Annotated in this window: 15 protein-coding genes; 13 read left to right on the top strand and 2 right to left on the bottom strand. The window is 59.6% G+C overall.

The features are described 5' to 3' along the window. Nucleotides 1-3 precede the first annotated feature (3 nt). From pabC to B7O88_RS09040, 6 genes are read left to right on the top strand one after another with little or no spacing between them, the layout of a single operon-like run. A complete protein-coding gene (pabC, locus tag B7O88_RS09065; RefSeq protein ID WP_235005756.1) occupies nt 4-816 on the top strand; it encodes an aminodeoxychorismate lyase in 813 nt (270 codons plus the stop codon). Between the two features lie 2 nt (nt 817-818). Beyond that, nucleotides 819-1,871, top strand: coding sequence for an endolytic transglycosylase MltG (mltG, locus tag B7O88_RS09060; protein ID WP_088275435.1), 1,053 nt, complete (start codon nt 819-821; stop codon nt 1,869-1,871). Further along, nucleotides 1,868-2,500 (top strand): dTMP kinase, encoded by a 633-nt coding sequence (gene tmk, locus B7O88_RS09055; protein ID WP_088275378.1) that lies wholly within the window; start codon nt 1,868-1,870, stop codon nt 2,498-2,500. The genes mltG and tmk overlap by 4 nt, the downstream gene beginning before the upstream one ends. Next, the gene (locus tag B7O88_RS09050) at nt 2,493-3,488 is read left to right on the top strand and encodes a DNA polymerase III subunit delta' (RefSeq protein ID WP_235005755.1); all 996 of its coding nucleotides are present in this window, start codon (nt 2,493-2,495) and stop codon (nt 3,486-3,488) included. Before tmk ends, B7O88_RS09050 begins: the two co-directional genes overlap by 8 nt. Nucleotides 3,489-3,524: 36 nt before the next feature. Then, on the top strand, nt 3,525-3,881 hold the full coding sequence (locus B7O88_RS09045) for a PilZ domain-containing protein (protein WP_088275375.1): 357 nt from the start codon (nt 3,525-3,527) through the stop codon (nt 3,879-3,881). A 5-nt stretch (nt 3,882-3,886) separates the two neighbouring features. Then, nucleotides 3,887-4,666 carry a TatD family hydrolase gene (locus tag B7O88_RS09040; RefSeq protein WP_088275373.1) on the top strand — a complete coding sequence of 260 codons (780 nt, stop codon included), beginning with the start codon at nt 3,887-3,889 and terminating at the stop codon, nt 4,664-4,666. 208 nt (nt 4,667-4,874) lie between these two features. Here the strand turns inward: B7O88_RS09040 and B7O88_RS09035 are convergent, their stop codons facing one another. Then, entirely contained in the window at nt 4,875-6,038 is a 1,164-nt protein-coding gene (locus B7O88_RS09035; RefSeq protein WP_088275371.1) for an aminotransferase class V-fold PLP-dependent enzyme, read from the bottom strand. A 188-nt stretch (nt 6,039-6,226) separates the two neighbouring features. On the opposite strand from B7O88_RS09035, the gene B7O88_RS09030 reads away from it, so the two are divergent. Together B7O88_RS09030 and B7O88_RS09025 are read left to right on the top strand one after the other, a co-directional pair. After that, complete coding sequence (locus B7O88_RS09030; RefSeq protein ID WP_088275433.1) at nt 6,227-6,865, top strand: TetR/AcrR family transcriptional regulator; 639 nt, start codon at nt 6,227-6,229, stop codon at nt 6,863-6,865. Nucleotides 6,866-6,972: 107 nt separating this feature from the next. Beyond that, entirely contained in the window at nt 6,973-8,019 is a 1,047-nt protein-coding gene (locus B7O88_RS09025; RefSeq protein WP_088275431.1) for an amidohydrolase family protein, read from the top strand. Here the strand turns inward: B7O88_RS09025 and B7O88_RS09020 are convergent. Next, entirely contained in the window at nt 7,986-9,644 is a 1,659-nt protein-coding gene (locus tag B7O88_RS09020; protein ID WP_160003159.1) for a carboxylesterase/lipase family protein, read from the bottom strand. The genes B7O88_RS09025 and B7O88_RS09020 overlap by 34 nt on opposite strands. Nucleotides 9,645-9,852: 208 nt before the next feature. Between B7O88_RS09020 and B7O88_RS09015 the strand changes: the two genes are divergently transcribed. The 5 genes from B7O88_RS09015 (at nt 9,853) to B7O88_RS08995 (ending at nt 15,151) form a co-directional block, all read left to right on the top strand. After that, a complete protein-coding gene (locus B7O88_RS09015) occupies nt 9,853-10,752 on the top strand; it encodes a radical SAM protein (RefSeq protein WP_088275367.1) in 900 nt (299 codons plus the stop codon). A gap of 8 nt (nt 10,753-10,760) precedes the next feature. Further along, on the top strand, nt 10,761-11,357 hold the full coding sequence (locus B7O88_RS09010) for a DUF4823 domain-containing protein (protein WP_088275365.1): 597 nt from the start codon (nt 10,761-10,763) through the stop codon (nt 11,355-11,357). A gap of 22 nt (nt 11,358-11,379) precedes the next feature. Further along, nucleotides 11,380-11,961, top strand: a complete 582-nt coding sequence (locus tag B7O88_RS09005) for a DUF1285 domain-containing protein (RefSeq protein WP_088275363.1) — start codon at nt 11,380-11,382, stop codon at nt 11,959-11,961. 255 nt (nt 11,962-12,216) lie between these two features. Next, entirely contained in the window at nt 12,217-14,370 is a 2,154-nt protein-coding gene (locus tag B7O88_RS09000; protein ID WP_088275361.1) for an adenosylcobalamin-dependent ribonucleoside-diphosphate reductase, read from the top strand. 82 nt (nt 14,371-14,452) lie between these two features. After that, nucleotides 14,453-15,151 carry a TSCPD domain-containing protein gene (locus B7O88_RS08995; protein ID WP_088275359.1) on the top strand — a complete coding sequence of 233 codons (699 nt, stop codon included), beginning with the start codon at nt 14,453-14,455 and terminating at the stop codon, nt 15,149-15,151. Nucleotides 15,152-15,470 lie beyond the last annotated feature (319 nt).

The following is a 15,470-nucleotide window of genomic DNA, read 5'->3' as shown; positions in this document are numbered from 1 at the left end:
CCAGTGGCGACGACATGGGTAAACGGGCGGGTTGCTGATAACCTGCCTGTCACTGATCGCGGCCTTGCCTACGGTGATGGTTTGTTCGAAACCCTGCGTGCCTGTCGCGGTACACTGCCGTTGCAGGCGCTGCATCTGGCCCGTCTGCAGCGAGGTTGTGCCGCGCTGCGGATACCCTTTGAGGCGGATTTGATTGCCGCCGAGCTGAATAACGCAGCAGCCATTGTCGGCGACGGGGTGGTCAAGCTGATACTGTCCCGCGGCACCGGTCAGCGTGGCTATGCCATGCCGGCTGACGCAACGCCGTCGCGGATAATATCGATTTCCCCCTTGCCTCTGTATCCGTCTGACCGGCGTGATGGCGTACATCTGTTCGCCTGTACAACACGGTTGGCCGATCAGCCGCTGCTGGCGGGCATAAAGCATCTCAATCGGCTGGAGCAGGTGCTGGCGCGCAGCGAATGGCAGGATCCGGCATTCGCCGAGGGTCTGGTGTGCGATCAGCAGGGAGCGGTGGTCGAATGCACCATGAGCAATCTGTTCGCGCGTGTGGCAGGGCAATGGGTTACGCCAGATCTCGGCCGCTGTGGTGTGCAGGGGGTGATGCGCGAATACCTTCTCGCCCAGCTGGCCGAGCGAAGGCAGCCGGCACGTGTGGCGCGGCTCAGTCGTGATGCGTTGTACCAGGCGGATGAGGTATTTTGCTGCAATAGTTTGATAGGGGTCTGGCCGGTTGTAAGGCTGGACGATCAGGTCTGGCAGGTCGGGGGCGAAACCCGGCTGCTGCAATCCCTGGCTGAACAGGTTTATCTGTGAAGATTTTTGCCAAGTTTCTGGTTGTTTCACTGTTTCTGGTTTGTGTCATTGGCCTGGCCGGCGGTGTGTGGGGCTTTCTCACCCTGCAGCGTGCGCTGCATCAGCCGTTGCAGCTGACGGAGCCGAGTACGCTGGTGGTGGAGGCCGGCAGCACTCCGGGGCGGGTCTTTGCTCGTCTTGAGCAGCAGGGTGTGCTTGAGGGTGCAGGCTGGCTGCGTCGATATTGGCAGTGGCAAATGAAAGGGGCCGTTCTGCATGTGGGTGAATACGCACTGCAGCCCGAGATGACGGCGGCCGAGCTGCTGCACATGATGGAGCGCGGAGAGGTTGTTCAACGTACCCTCACGCTGGTTGAAGGCTGGAATTTCAGTCAGGTGCGCCAGGCGCTGCGTACGGCCGAACACCTGGAGCAGATCTTGTCGCCAGACCTGAGCGATGCCGAGGTCATGGCGGCTCTGGGGTATGAGGGTGAACATCCGGAGGGACGTTTTTTTCCGGATACCTATCAGTACACGCTGGGTATGAGTGATCGGGATATCCTGCAGCGCGCGCATGAGCGTATGGCGCAGGTACTGGCGGAGGTTTGGGCGGAGCGTGATGAGGGCTTGCCGATCAAGTCTGCGTACGAGGCACTGATTCTTGCGTCGATCGTGGAAAAGGAAACCGGAGTACCGTCCGAGCGGGCGGAAATTGCTGGCGTATTTACCCGTCGGCTGCGCATCGGCATGCGGTTGCAGACCGATCCGACCGTGATTTACGGCCTGGGTACGGACTATCAGGGCAATATACGTCGTCGCCACCTGCAGCAGGCGACACCGTACAACACCTATGTGATTGATGGCCTGCCGCCGACGCCGATTGCCATGCCAGGGCGCGAGGCGATCGAGGCCGCTGTGCATCCGGCTGACGGCAAGAGCCTGTATTTTGTTGCCAGGGGGGATGGCTCGCACGTGTTCTCCAATACCCTGGCTGAGCATAACCGGGCGGTGCGTGCGTATCAGCTGCAGCGCCGCAGCGACTATCGTTCCAGCCCCGCTCCGGAGAGCGCGCAATGACAGGTGTATTTGTCACCCTGGAAGGGCCTGAGGGTGCAGGCAAGTCAACCAACCTCGGTTATGTTGCCGACGCATTGCGCCGCGCAGGCTGTGAACCGCTGTTGACCCGTGAACCGGGTGGTACGCCGATTGCCGAGCTGATGCGCGGCATCCTGCTCGAGCACCATGAAGAGTCGATGGACCCGGATGCGGAGCTGTTGCTGGTTTTTGCTGCGCGCGCCCAGCATCTGAATCGGGTGATCAAGCCGGCTTTGGCGCAGGGGCGTGTGGTCATCAGTGATCGCTTTACCGATGCGACCTATGCCTATCAGGGCGGCGGGCGGGGGATCGACGCCGCACGCATTGCTGCGCTTGAAAACTGGACTCAAGGCAGTTTGCGGCCTGATTTGACGCTGGTGCTGGATGTGCCGGTTGAGGTGGGTATGGCGAGGGCGCGGGCGCGCAGCGCACTTGACCGCTTTGAAAGCGAGCAGCGGGCCTTCTTCGACGCGGTGCGCGAGACCTATCTGCAGCGTGCTGCAGAACATCCGGCGCGCTATCGCGTCGTCGATGCCAGTGGTGAGCTGGACCAGGTTCAGCGTCACCTTGAGCCGGTCATCACACAGATTCTGGAGCGCTGGCGTGCTTGAACAGGCCCGTACGCCCTTGCCATGGCACGAACCGCTGTGGGCTGCGTTGGCCGCCCAGCAGCAATTTGCCCATGCCTATCTGTTCTGTGGCCCGGCGGGTGCAGGCAAGCGTCGTTTCGCTGCAGCGTTCGCCGGCTGGCTGATGTGTGACCAGCCTGGACCACAAGGCCCGTGCCAGCAATGTCGCAGCTGTTTGCTTCGCCAGGCCGGCAGTCATCCCGACCTGCTGCTGATCGAACCGGAGGAGGAGGGCAAGGCGATCCGCGTTGATGCCATCCGTCAGTTGGTTGGTTTCATCAATCAAACCGCCCAGCAGGGCGGGCGCAAGGTGGTTGTGCTGCATCCGGCCGAGGCGATGAACCAGAATGCCGCCAATGCGCTGCTCAAGTCGCTTGAGGAGCCAACTGCCGAGACCTATCTGCTGCTGATCAGTGATCAGCCCAGCCGTTTGCTGCCGACCATCCGCAGTCGGTGCCGGGTTCAGCCCCTGGGGTTGCCGGGTCTGCAGCGGGCGCAGGACTGGCTGGGGGCAGAGCTTCCGGATGTGGATGACAGTCAGCGCACGCTTCTGCTGCAGATGGCAATGGGGGCTCCGTTGCGAGCGCTGGACTTGCATCAGCAGGGCGCCGTTGCCCAGCGGGAAAAGGTGGTTGACGGTGTCAAGGCGCTGTTGAAGGGACAGATATCCGCGCCCAGGCTGGCCGAGCAGTGGAACAGCATCGCCCTCGATTTGCTGCTGGACTGGTTTGCGGCCTGGACGCTGGAGTTGCTGAAACTGAATCAGGGCGCGCAGGAGACTGCAAGCAGCGCCGATATGGATAAGGTTCTGGGCTACTTGGCATCGCGCATTCAGGCAAGCGAGCTGCTCGACTGGCAGGATTGGCTATTGCAGCACCGTCGGCAATTCGACAACAAGGCCAACCTCAATCGCCAGCTGTTCCTCGAAAAGCTGCTTGCGCGCTGGAAAATGCTGGCCGAAAGACGTTAATCTGGCGGCCATCGCGTTGAGTGAAAGGAATGATCAATGACTAATCCCACGGCTCCGGGGCCTCGCAACGGTATTCTGTCGCTGACGATCAAGGACAAGTCGGTGCTTTATGCGGCCTATATGCCGTTCGTCAAACATGGCGGGCTGTTCATTCCGACCAACAAGAATTACCGCCTCGGTGACGAGGTGTTCATGCTGCTGAACCTGATGGACGAGCCGGAGAAGATTCCGGTTGCCGGCAAGGTGATCTGGGTAACCCCGAAGGGTGCCCAGGGCAATCGCGCGGCAGGTATCGGTGTCCAGTTCAGTGATCAGGACAATACCGCGCGCAGCAAAATCGAAACCTATCTGGCCGGTGCACTGCAATCGGATCGGCCGACCCACACCATGTAGTCTTCATGCTTATTGATTCGCACTGTCATCTGGATCGTCTTGATTTAACGCCCTACAACGGCTCCCTTGATGCGTTGCTGGATGCCGCTCGCGGTCGCGGTGTCGGCAAGTTTCTCTGTATCGGGGTCGATGCCGGCAACGCAGCTACGGTTCAGCAACTGGCCGACAGCCATGCAGATGTGTTCTGCAGTGTCGGTATTCATCCGCTCGATCTCAAGGATGGCAAGGCGACCGATCTGGTCTGGCTACTCGAGCGACTGCAGCACCCACGCACCGTAGCCATCGGCGAAACCGGGCTCGACTATCACTACCAGCCCGAGTTGGCCGAGCAGCAGAAAGCGTCCTTCGCCATTCATCTCGAGGCGGCGAAGCAGACGGGTAAGCCGGTGGTGATTCATACCCGCGCGGCACGCCAGGATACGCTGGAGATGCTGCGCGAGGCAGACCTTGCCAATGCCGGTGTGCTGCATTGCTTTACCGAAGACTGGGAGATGGCCCGGGCAGCGCTGGATATGGGCTATTACATTTCGCTGTCGGGCATTGTGACCTTTCGAAATGCCGACGCATTGCGGGAGGTGGCGCGTCAGGTTCCTGCTGACCGCTTGCTGGTTGAGACCGATTCACCCTATCTGGCGCCGGTTCCCCATCGCGGAAAGTCGAACGAACCACAGTTTGTCTGTGAAGTGGCGGCATTTCTGGCCGAGTTGCGCGGTGAGGCCCTGGAACATTTCCGTGAGCAAACTACCGATAACTTCCATCGGTTGTTTCCTCTGACGCAAAGCTGATTTCGAGGCAAAAAAAACCCGAATTCTGGGGGAGGAATTCGGGTTAAGACCATTAGGAGTGATACAGAGGCAGGGCAGTGCCTGCCAGCACAGGAGCAACACTTGGGGGGTATGTCGTTCCTGATAACTTCAGTATTGTCGAAATTGCCCTGCTTTCCAGCTTCATTTCCCGCGTTTATAAACTGATTTGGAATACGCTCTGCGTATTTTATCGTGAAGTGTTGTTATCTCTTTGCGAGGCAATCAGTGCTTCCAGCTGTTCGACCGCCCGCCGCAGGCAAGCGCTGCTGGTGTAGAAATGGGGTGACCAGCGAATACCACCGCCGCGCAGCGCGCAGATCACGCCCTGATCCATTAACTGGCGATGCAGCTCTTTTAGCGCAACGCCCTCGACTGAAAACGTCAGAATGCCCGACCGTCGTTCGTTGCTCAGATTGCTGAGTATGCGCACGCCCGGGATCGCCTCCAGCAAGCTGGCAAGCAGGCAGATGCGGCGGTCGAGTTCGGCAGCGACGGTATCCATGCCGATCTCAAGCAGCAGCGACAGGCTGGCTGACAGAGCTTGTTGAGCCAAGGTGTTTGGGCTGCCGGCCTCGAATCGCCGCGCCGAGCAGGCCGGCTGCCAGTCGCAGCGATCATAATCGCCCATCGCCTCAACCATATGCCAGCCGTGCTGGGTCAGCTTCAGTTGATCCCGTAGTCGACCGTGGCAATAGAACACGCCAAGGCCTTCCGGGCCGAGTAGCCATTTGTGGCCGTCGGCCATGGCAAAATCGCAGTCAATCGTCTGGACATCCAGTGGCTGCGCGCCAAGGGTCTGTATGGCGTCCACGCAGAACAGGACGCCGCGTTTGCGGCAGGCTTGACCAAGGCGTTGGAGGTCCATGCGCAGTCCGCTGCCGTATTGCACGGAGCTGATGCTCAGCAGGCGGGTGCGCGACGTCATCGCGTTGATCAGCGCCTGTTCCGGCTGGTTGCCCAGAGCCACGCTGCAAACCTGAACGCCCTGGTCTGCCAATGCCTCCCAGGGAATGCGGTTTGAGGGGAACTCCTGATCGCTGATCAGAACTTCATCGCCGGGTGCCCAGGATAATCCCTGGGCGACAAAGGACAGGGCCTCGGAGGTGTTCTTGACCAGTGCGATATCGCTGGCAGCGGGGGCATTAAGCAGGGCTTTAAGTTGCTCGCGCAGGTGTTTTTCGGTCCGGCTCCAGCGCGGATAGTCGCGCGCACCTTGATGCAGGTTTTCGCGGGCGAAGGCGCTGACGGCGTCCGCTGCCCGCTTCGGCCAGGGAGCCACCGCGGCATGATTCAGGTAGCAGAGTTTCGGATCCTGCGGGAATTCATGCTGCCATTGCTGGTTGAGATCCATGTCGAGCCTCATGTGTGGTGCCATTTTGGCCAAAGATCGGACTGGCACGCGCGGTGATGCCTTAACGGGCCTTTTTCCCCATATTTAGACACATTTGAACCGGATAGTCAGCTTGTAAGCAAATCTGGGCAGCGAGTCATCAACTTGGCATAATGGGGCACTTTGCCAATTTGAATCCGGGTACCTTGATGCAGAAAGAGTCACGTAAAGTTCGCGAATTTCGTCGTCGTGAGCAGGAAATTCTCGATAGCGCGCTGCGCCTGTTCCTTGAGCAGGGTGAAGACAGTGTAACCGTCGAGATGATCGCAGACGAGGTCGGCATCGGCAAAGGGACCATCTACAAGCATTTCAAGTCCAAGGCAGAGATTTATCTGCGGTTGATGCTCGACTATGAGCGAGATCTGGCTGATTTGCTGCATTCGGAGTCCATCGAGCGCGACAAGGCGGCCCTCTCGCGGGAGTACTTCGCGTTTCGCATGAGCGACCCCGAGCGCTATCGGTTGTTTGACCGGCTGGAAGAAAAGGTGGTCAAGTCGAACCAGTTGCCGGCCATGGTCGAAGAATTGCACAAGATCCGGACCTCCAATTTCAATCACATCACCGGTGTGATTCAGTCCCGTATCGATGATGGCAAGCTGGAGGATGTTCCTGCCTACTTCCATTACTGTGCAGCATGGGCGCTGGTGCACGGCGCGATGGCCATGTACCACTCGCCGTTCTGGCAGGACGTGATCAAGGATCAGGAGGGTTACATGCAGTTTTTGATGGATGTAGGCGTGCGAATGGGCAATCGATTCAAACGCCGCAAGGACGGCGAGGAAGCCTAGCCCGAGCCTGGTGCTGAACTCCTGATTTGACCGGCAGTCTCAAACTGGGCAGCCATGTCAGGAGTCAGACCTTGCCCATCTTTCGCATACTTGCTGTGGGCGTGCTCATGCTGGGCACGTTGGCAGGCAACCCCGCCCAAGCGCGGGACTATCGATACACCGACGCTCACCTGCATTACGTTGATTTCTTTCAGGAGTCAGAAGGGGTGGACGCGCTTATTCAGGCGATGGACGCCGCCGGTGTCGATCATGCCATGATCAGTGGTGTGCCTGTCGCCAAGCAATGGCACGAGAATGAGCCCAAGCGCCCGCGCTATTACGCTGGTGACGATGGCGGCGCCTACTGGTTCAGTGCAACCGATGTGCTGGTTGCTGATGCGATTGCGTCGATGCCGGCGGAACAGCGTCGGCGGTTTCATCCCTTTCTATCCGGCTTCAATCCGAACGACAAGAACGCAGATGCTCACATCCGTCGCATGCTCGAGCTGTATCCCGGCTTTTGGCAGGGAATAGGCGAGGTATTTACCCGGCACGACGATCTGACTGCGCTGATCCATGGTGAACCGCCGCGGGCCAACAGCGAGGCCATGCACCGGGTCTATGCGCTGGCCGCGGAGTACGATCTGCCGGTGCTGGTGCACAGCAATATCACCTCGCAGCGTGAGCGTAATCCGCTCTATCTGGCCGAAATGGAAGAGCCGCTGCGCAACCATCCGCGGGTACGCTTTATCTGGGCGCATGCCGGCACCAGCATGGAAATTCATCGCCATCAGACACAATTGCCGTTTTTATTGCCGACGTTGCGACGGCTGCTGACCGCCTACCCGAATCTGTATATTGATCTGTCCTGGACGCTGCGCGAGCCCTATCTTCTTGACTCGGAAGGCAAGCCTGACCCTGACTGGGTTGCGCTGGTCGAGGATTTCCCCGAGCGCTTTATGCTCGGCTCGGATGTGGTGGGGCAGTTCGGCAGTATCGGAAAATATATGCGCGGGTTTGAGCCGTTTCTTGATGCGTTACCGGAAACGGTAGCGCGTGGGGTTGCACGGGATAACTTTCTCGCTATCTTGCCGAGCGCCGAGTGGCGATCGGCCCCGCAGGGCGAGGCCGATCTGGTCGATCAGGGCAATACCAGCGGCGGGTCAGCCCAGTAGCTGCAGTGGTGATAGCCCAGGAAGCCAAGCGTATTTGCGTTGCTTGCGTTGGGTACGTCCAGCGTCAACAGGTTCCCGGTTGCCGCCTGCTGCCAGGCTGCTGCGACCCCGTCGGTGGTGTTGGGATCGCCGGTTTTGGCGAATTGAGTCCAGTAGTCGACCATCTCGCCGGCCAGACTGTTCAGGTCATCCGGATCGCCGGTATAGCGCTGCTCCATGATGGCCTGTGGGTAGAGTACGTAGGGGATTTCCCCAGCGTGGGTGGCGCCCAGCGGGAAGCTCACTGCAAATGGCGGCACCAGGGTCCAGGGGGCGTCCTCGTCGCGGAACCAGTACTGGAAGGTATTCATGCTGGCGCCGGCAAAGGTGCTGGCCTGCGAGTAGGCGTTGCAGGCGAACATGAAGTCGGTCCAGATTCCGGACAGGGCTGCCTCGAAGGGTTTTGCCGCACCGTCAACAAAGTCCAGATAATCAGTGGCGATCTGGTCGTCGTCGAAGGGGATGCTCGCCTGGTAGGGCTGGAAGAACTCGGCAACGCGCTCACGGTATTCCGCCTCGTCATCAATAGGATCGCCTCCTACTTCATCCAGCGCGACGAACAGGGTGCCCTCGTTCTGGTTGCTGCCGATCATGATATCGAGCGAGCTGTTGAAGTCGCCGTCGGCCAGTGCCTGCTGGATGGACTTGGGTAGCAGGTCGTCGTCCGGATCCACAACCGGGATTGACTGCGAGCCCTGGGCCGCCAGGAACGCGGATACCGGCAGGGAGCGCAGGCAGCTTGCAGCGGTCTCCGGGTCGGTGCAGCCGAGACCATTGGCTACCGATGTGCCGAGGAACTGCGCTGTTGCCTTGGGCATCTGGAAGGGCGCGTAGGAGCCGCTCTGGACAATGGCGCGCTGGAACAGATCTGCCTCTTCAGCCCGGGGCGAGACAATGTGGCTCATCACGCTATGGCCACCGGCGGACTCGCCGAAGATTGTGACATTGGCCGGATCACCGCCAAAGGCAGCGATGTTTTCCTTGACCCAGGCCAGCGCGAGCTGCTGGTCCATCAGGGCAAAGTTGCCGGCATCGGACTCCAGGGCAGGGTGGGCCAGAAAACCGAGATTGCCAAGGCGGTAATTGAGTGTCACGACGATAACGTCCTGTTCGACCAGGCGCGTCGGGTCGTACTCACCGCCGCCGTTACCAAACACGAAGGCGCCACCATGGATCCAGACCATTACCGGCAGATCCTCCGCTTCAGCGGGCGCATAAACGTTCAGGTACAGGCAGTCCTCGTTGCCTACCTGCTGGCCAGTGGTCAGATCGGACTGCGGGCAGCTGTTGCCGAACTCTTCGCTCAGTCTGAGTGTTTCACTTCTGCTGGCGGGTGGCTGCGGCGGGGCGAGGCGCAGGTCGCCAACCGGCGGTGCGGCGTAGGGAATGCCGCGGAAGACGCGGATGCCGTCGTTGCTGATACCGACGACTTTACCCTCGCTGGTTTCAATCGCCAGGGGGTTGGGGCCGTCGGCACGGCCACCGCCGCCACCTGACAGGCAGGCGGAAAGCGTGAGGGCCGCGACGGCGACGGAAAGCAGCTTGAGTGTTGATGCCGTGGTTGGCGTCAGGCGAGCAGTACTCATTATTGTTGTCCTGTACTGTTTAAAAGATTGAGGCATATGCTGAAAGTGATCCTGCCTCAGGGCGAATGCGAGTTATGCGTATGCGTAGAAACTATATGTGAACTCTGTCACGCAGAGCTAAACACGTCCGGGTGGTTTGCTTCGCCAGTCAGACTGGCTATGATGTGCGGTTTTGTGCGGCTCAGGGCCGGGTACAGAGGAGAGGGGCATGGCTATGCAAGAGGCGTTTCCGGTCAGTTATATCGAGCCGGTTTTCCGCCCGCCGAGTGAGGCGCATTCGCTGATTTTGCCGGTGACCAACGGCTGTTCGTGGAACAAGTGCACGTTCTGTGAAATGTACACGGCGCCGCAGAAGAAGTTTCGTGCTCGCGACGAGGCCGAAGTGCTGGACGAGATTCGCCGGGTTGGCGAGCGCTATATTGTGAATCGCATTTTTCTCGCCGACGGGGATGCGATGGTCCTGCCGACCCATCGTTTGCTGCGGATTCTCGAAGCCATTGCCGAGCACATCCCGAGCGTCGAGCGGGTGACCTCGTACTGCCTGCCGCGCAATCTCAAGCGCAAATCGGTTGAAGAGCTGAAAGAGTTGCGTGAGGCCGGCCTGGCGATGCTGTATGTCGGTGCCGAGTCAGGCGATGACGAGGTGCTTGAGCGGGTTAACAAGGGCGAGACAGCCGCTTCGACAGCCGATGCCTTGATCAAGGCGGGGGAAGCTGGCTTGAAGCGTTCGGTGATGATCCTCAATGGCCTAGGCGGTCTGTCGCTTAGCAAGCAGCACGCGCTGAACTCCGCCCAATTGCTGAACCAGACCCAGCCGGAGTTCGTGTCGACGCTGGTCGTCAGTTTCCCCCAGGGGATGGAGCGATTCCGTGAGCGTTATCCGGATTTTGTCGAGTTGAATCAGCAGCAACTGTTCTCCGAGCTGCGCCAGTTCGTTGCCGAGCTGGCGCTGGACAACAGCACGTTTCGCAGCGACCATGCATCCAATGCCCTGGTCTTGAAGGGCGAGCTGGGGCAGGACAAGGACCGGTTGCTGGCGCAGATCGATCACGCCATCAGTCGGCCTGATCAGGCGGGCCTGCGTCCAGAATGGATGCGCGGACTCTAGGAGATGCTATGCGCTACGCATTGATGCTGTTGGCAGTGTTGCTACTGTCGGGCTGCATGAAGCCCTCCGATCTGCAGGATCAGGCCGGCTACTATCTGGGTGATGCCGGCGTGCTCAACCATTACCGCATCAAGCGCAGCAGCACCTGGGTTATTCAATCCGACTCCAAACTCTATATTGCCCAGGGGCATTTCTTGCCCGTCGGCAATCCCTATGCCCGTCCCAATGTGGTTGCCGAGGAAGCATTTGCCGCAGCCGTCGAAGTCTTTCCTGTTGTGCGCCGTGCCCAGCAGCCGCTGGGGCTGGAGGAGGCGCTGGCCGAGGCTCGCAGTTTCGGATACGACTACCTGCTCTACACACGGTTTGCCGCAGCAGATGATGCCGTGGGCAGTATCGAAGAGTGGGAAGAGTCCGGCCAGAGGGGTGATCTCGGGCTGGATCGGGGCGTGCTGCAACTGATGCTGCTGGAGGTCGGCACCCGCCACCTGGTCGATTTTGCCCGTATCGAGACACGCGGTGGCTTCCTGCAGTTTTACAAGGCCTCGCCCGAAGACCTGCTGCGCCCGCCGCTGCAGGATTATACCGGTCAACTGCTGGGACGCTGAGGGCGTCCGGTCAGGAGGAAAGATGTCCGATCGTGCACCGCCGCCGCAGTCGCTGCTCAATAGTCTGCCGCAGCGCGGAGAGTTGCAGCGCCGTGAGCCTGCGCCCGTGCATTTGTGGAATCCGCCGCTCAGTGGCGAGATGGATATGCGTATCGCCCGTGACGGCACCTGGTATCACGAGGGTGAACCGATCCGGCGCCTGGCGCTGGCGCAGCTGTTCTCAACCATCCTCAGGCTTGACCAAGACGCGCGCTACTACCTGGTAACGCCGGTGGAGCGCTGGGCGATCCAGGTCGACGACGCGCCCTTTATCGCCGTCCGCCTGTCTGTCAGTGGCGAGGGTGAGCAGCAGCAACTGCTGTTTCATACCAGCCTCGAGGATGAGGTCCCGCTTGATGACGAGCATCCATTGCGCGTTGAGCTTGATCCGCAATCCGGAGAGCCGTCCCCCTATATCAGGGTTCGCGCCAATCTGGACGCACTGGTAAGTCGCACGGTGTTCTACGAATTGGCCGACCTGGCGGTCGAGGCCGAAGTCGCAGGTGTACAGCGAATCGGCGTCTGGAGTGGTGGCGGCTTCTTTCCGATAGACGGCGCCGATTAGGTGCGCGATATGCGCCGGCGTGCCAGTACAGGGCACGCCGGGACAGCACTCTCCTGTTGTTAACGCTCTGCCTGATTGTCAACCCGGAAAACACAAAAAAGCGTGTTTTTTTGATGTTGATATTTACCATATGTGGGTCTAGCATTGCCCGGAATGCACAACAAATAGTGTTTTGTCGGCCGGGATGCGTACAGGTCAAAAGCCTTTGCGTCAAGCCCTAGATGGTGGTTCAGGTCGCGTTTTCAGGAGACAGAAATGAGTCAAACAGCCAAGGTGCAGCGCCTGCATAATGTGGTGACCAGCATCCCTTTGCAGCCCGCGTCAGAAGACATTTGGGATACCAAATACCGCCTCAAGACCAAGGATGGCAAGGCCATCGACAAGTCGGTTGACGAGACGTTTCAGCGTGTCGCTCGTGCCCTGTCCGAGGTGGAAGCACCGGAGCTGCGCGAGGAGTGGTACGAAAAGTTTCTTTGGGCACTGCGTCACGGCGCGATTCCGGCTGGCCGTATTACCTCCAACGCCGGGGCACTTGAGCACAAACCGGCGACCTCGACGATCAACTGCACCGTGTCGGCGACCATCGGCGATTCGATGGATGACATTCTCGCCAAGCTGCACGAAGCCGGTCTGACTCTCAAGGCCGGTTGCGGTATCGGTTACGAGTTCTCCACCCTGCGGCCGAAGGGCGCCTACGTCTCCGGCGCCGGTGCCTATACCTCCGGCCCGCTGTCGTTTATGGATATCTACGACAAGATGTGCTTCACCGTATCCTCTGCCGGTGGCCGTCGTGGAGCCCAGATGGCGACATTCGATGTCGGTCATCCGGACGTGATGGACTTTATTCGCGCCAAGCGTGAAGGCGGCCGTCTGCGCCAGTTCAACCTGTCATTGCTGATCACTGAAGAGTTCATGAAGGCGGTTGAGGCCGATGCCGACTGGCAGCTGGCGTTCCCGCTGAATCAGGCCGAGATGGAAGCCGATGGCGTTGACGTCAACGATGCGGAACAGGTGATCTGGCGCGAGTGGCCGAGCAACGAGCGCTATGTCAGCCGCGCGGATGGCCTGGTTGCCTGCCGTATCTTCCGCACCATGAAAGCGCGTCGTATCTGGGACATGATCATGAGTTCCACCTACGACTTCGCCGAGCCTGGCTTCATCCTGATTGACCGTGTCAACGAGATGAACAACAACTGGTTCTGCGAGGAGATTCGCGCAACCAACCCCTGTGGTGAACAGCCGCTGCCGCCCTATGGCGCCTGCCTGCTGGGTTCGATCAACCTGACGCTGTTCGTTCGTGATCCGTTCACTGAAAAGGCCCGGTTTGACTGGGACGAGTACCGTCGCGTTGTCGACATCTTCACCCGTATGCTGGACAACGTGGTCGAGATCAACGGCCTGCCGCTGGAGCAGCAGCGCAACGAGATCTACCGCAAGCGCCGTCACGGTATGGGCTTCCTGGGCCTTGGCTCGGCCATGACCATGCTGCGCATGAAATACGGTGAGGCCGCCTCCCTCGAGTTCACCGAGCAGGTGTCCCGCGAGATGGCCATGCAGGGCTGGCGTACCGGTCTGGCGCTGGCAGAAGAAAAGGGCGCCGCGCCGATCATGGACGAAGAGTTTGTGGTGACCGAGGCGATGCTGGCCAAGCGTCCGGAAATGGTTGCTGACGGTATCAAGGCTGGTGACAAGGTCGCTGGCAAGGTGCTGTGGGCCAAGTACAGCCGCTATATGCAGCAGGTGGCAGGCGAAGATGCCGAGCTGGCCGCTGCACTGGCCGAGAAAGGTTCGCGCTTTACTCACCACAGCTCTATCGCACCGACCGGTACTATCTCGCTGTCGCTGGCCAATAATGCTTCCAACGGTATCGAGCCGAGCTTCGCGCACCACTATTTCCGCAATGTGATCCGCGAAGGCAAGAAGTCGAAAGAGAAAGTTGACGTGTTCAGCTTTGAACTGCTGGCGTACCGTCATTTCATCAATGCTGATGCGCTGCCGAGCATGGACGCCGAGTCGCGCAACCTGCCGGAGTACTTCATCGCCGCTGATGACGTGTCCCCGACTCAGCACGTTGACGTCCAGGCCGCGGCCCAGAAGTGGATTGACTCGTCGATCTCCAAGACGGCGAACGTGCCGACCGACTACCCGTATGAGTCCTTCAAGGACATCTACATGTACGCCTTCCACAAGGGGCTGAAGGGTTGCACGACCTTCCGTTTCAACCCGGAAGCATTCCAGGGCGTACTGGTCAAGGAACAGGATCTGGCCAACACCACCTACCGCTTCAAGCTGGACGATGGCACCTTCATCGAAGCCAAGGGTGGCGACGAGATCGAGTATGATGGCGAGCTGCACACCGCCGCCAACCTGTATGACGCCCTGAAAGAAGGCTACTACGGCAAATTCTGAACCCGTGCCGCTGCGGCGGCACCCGGTAGTTCGCAAACCTGATGAACCGGCCGCGCCCAGGCGTGGCGAGGAAGTGAAAGACATGGCACTGAAGATTAACAGCAAGATTGTCGACTATGCTGTAGTCAAACCCGATGAACCGGCCAAGGCCCCGGAAGCCAAGGCTGCTCCGGCGATCGAGGAAATGCACGAGAAGCTCAAGCGCCCCGAGTTTCTTGAGGGCTCGACCTACAAGATCAAGACTCCGACCTCGGAGCACGCGATCTATGTCACCATCAATGACGTCGTGCTCAACTCCGGCAGCGACCACGAGAGTCGTCGTCCCTTCGAAATCTTCATCAACTCGAAGAACATGGAACACTATCAGTGGATTTCAGCCCTGACGCTGATTATCTCTGCTGTGTTCCGCAAGGGTGGTGACTGCACCTTCCTGGTTGAAGAATTGCGCAGCGTGTTTGACCCCAAGGGTGGTTATATGAAGCGCGGTGGCCGCTGGAGCCCCTCGCTTGTCGCTGAAATCGGCGACGTGCTGGACCAGCACCTCAAGCGCATCGGCATGATCAAGGACGAGATGGATGATCACCAGCAGGCGTACCTTGAGCAGAAGCGCGCCGAGTTCGCCAATCTCAAGCCCCAGGCGCAGACCGAAGCCGACTGCGACGACAGCGCCAACGCCTATCCTGAAGGTTCGCAGATGTGCGGCAAGTGCCACACCAAGGCCGCGATCCAGATGGACGGCTGCCTGACCTGCCTGGCCTGCGGCGACAGCAAGTGCGGTTGATCAAACCCGCTCGCAGTGTCTGAAAAGCGCGCCCTTCGGGGCGCGTTTTTTTGACCTGAAAGCCACAAGCCACAAGCCACAAGCCGCAAGCCGCAAGCTTCAAGCCAGAAGCCAGAAGCCTGGGTTTGGTGTGGCAGCTTGGCTTCCATCGGGTGCTGCCCGAGCTGCAAGTCAGGGTCTGCCGCGCAACAGGCGGTAAGGTCTTGCTCTTTCCTCAACCACAAACGCAAACTCCTGGCTTCCAGCTTGTTTTTGCTTGAAGCTTGTGGCTTGCGGCTAGCCGCTGTAGCCATCCATTCATCCTCCCCATATCCCCCAA

This window comes from Halopseudomonas aestusnigri (assembly GCF_002197985.1).
GTDB lineage: Bacteria > Pseudomonadota > Gammaproteobacteria > Pseudomonadales > Pseudomonadaceae > Halopseudomonas > Halopseudomonas aestusnigri.
The sequence above is the reverse complement of the archived record's forward strand: the minus strand, read 5'-3'. Positions and strand labels throughout refer to the sequence as shown.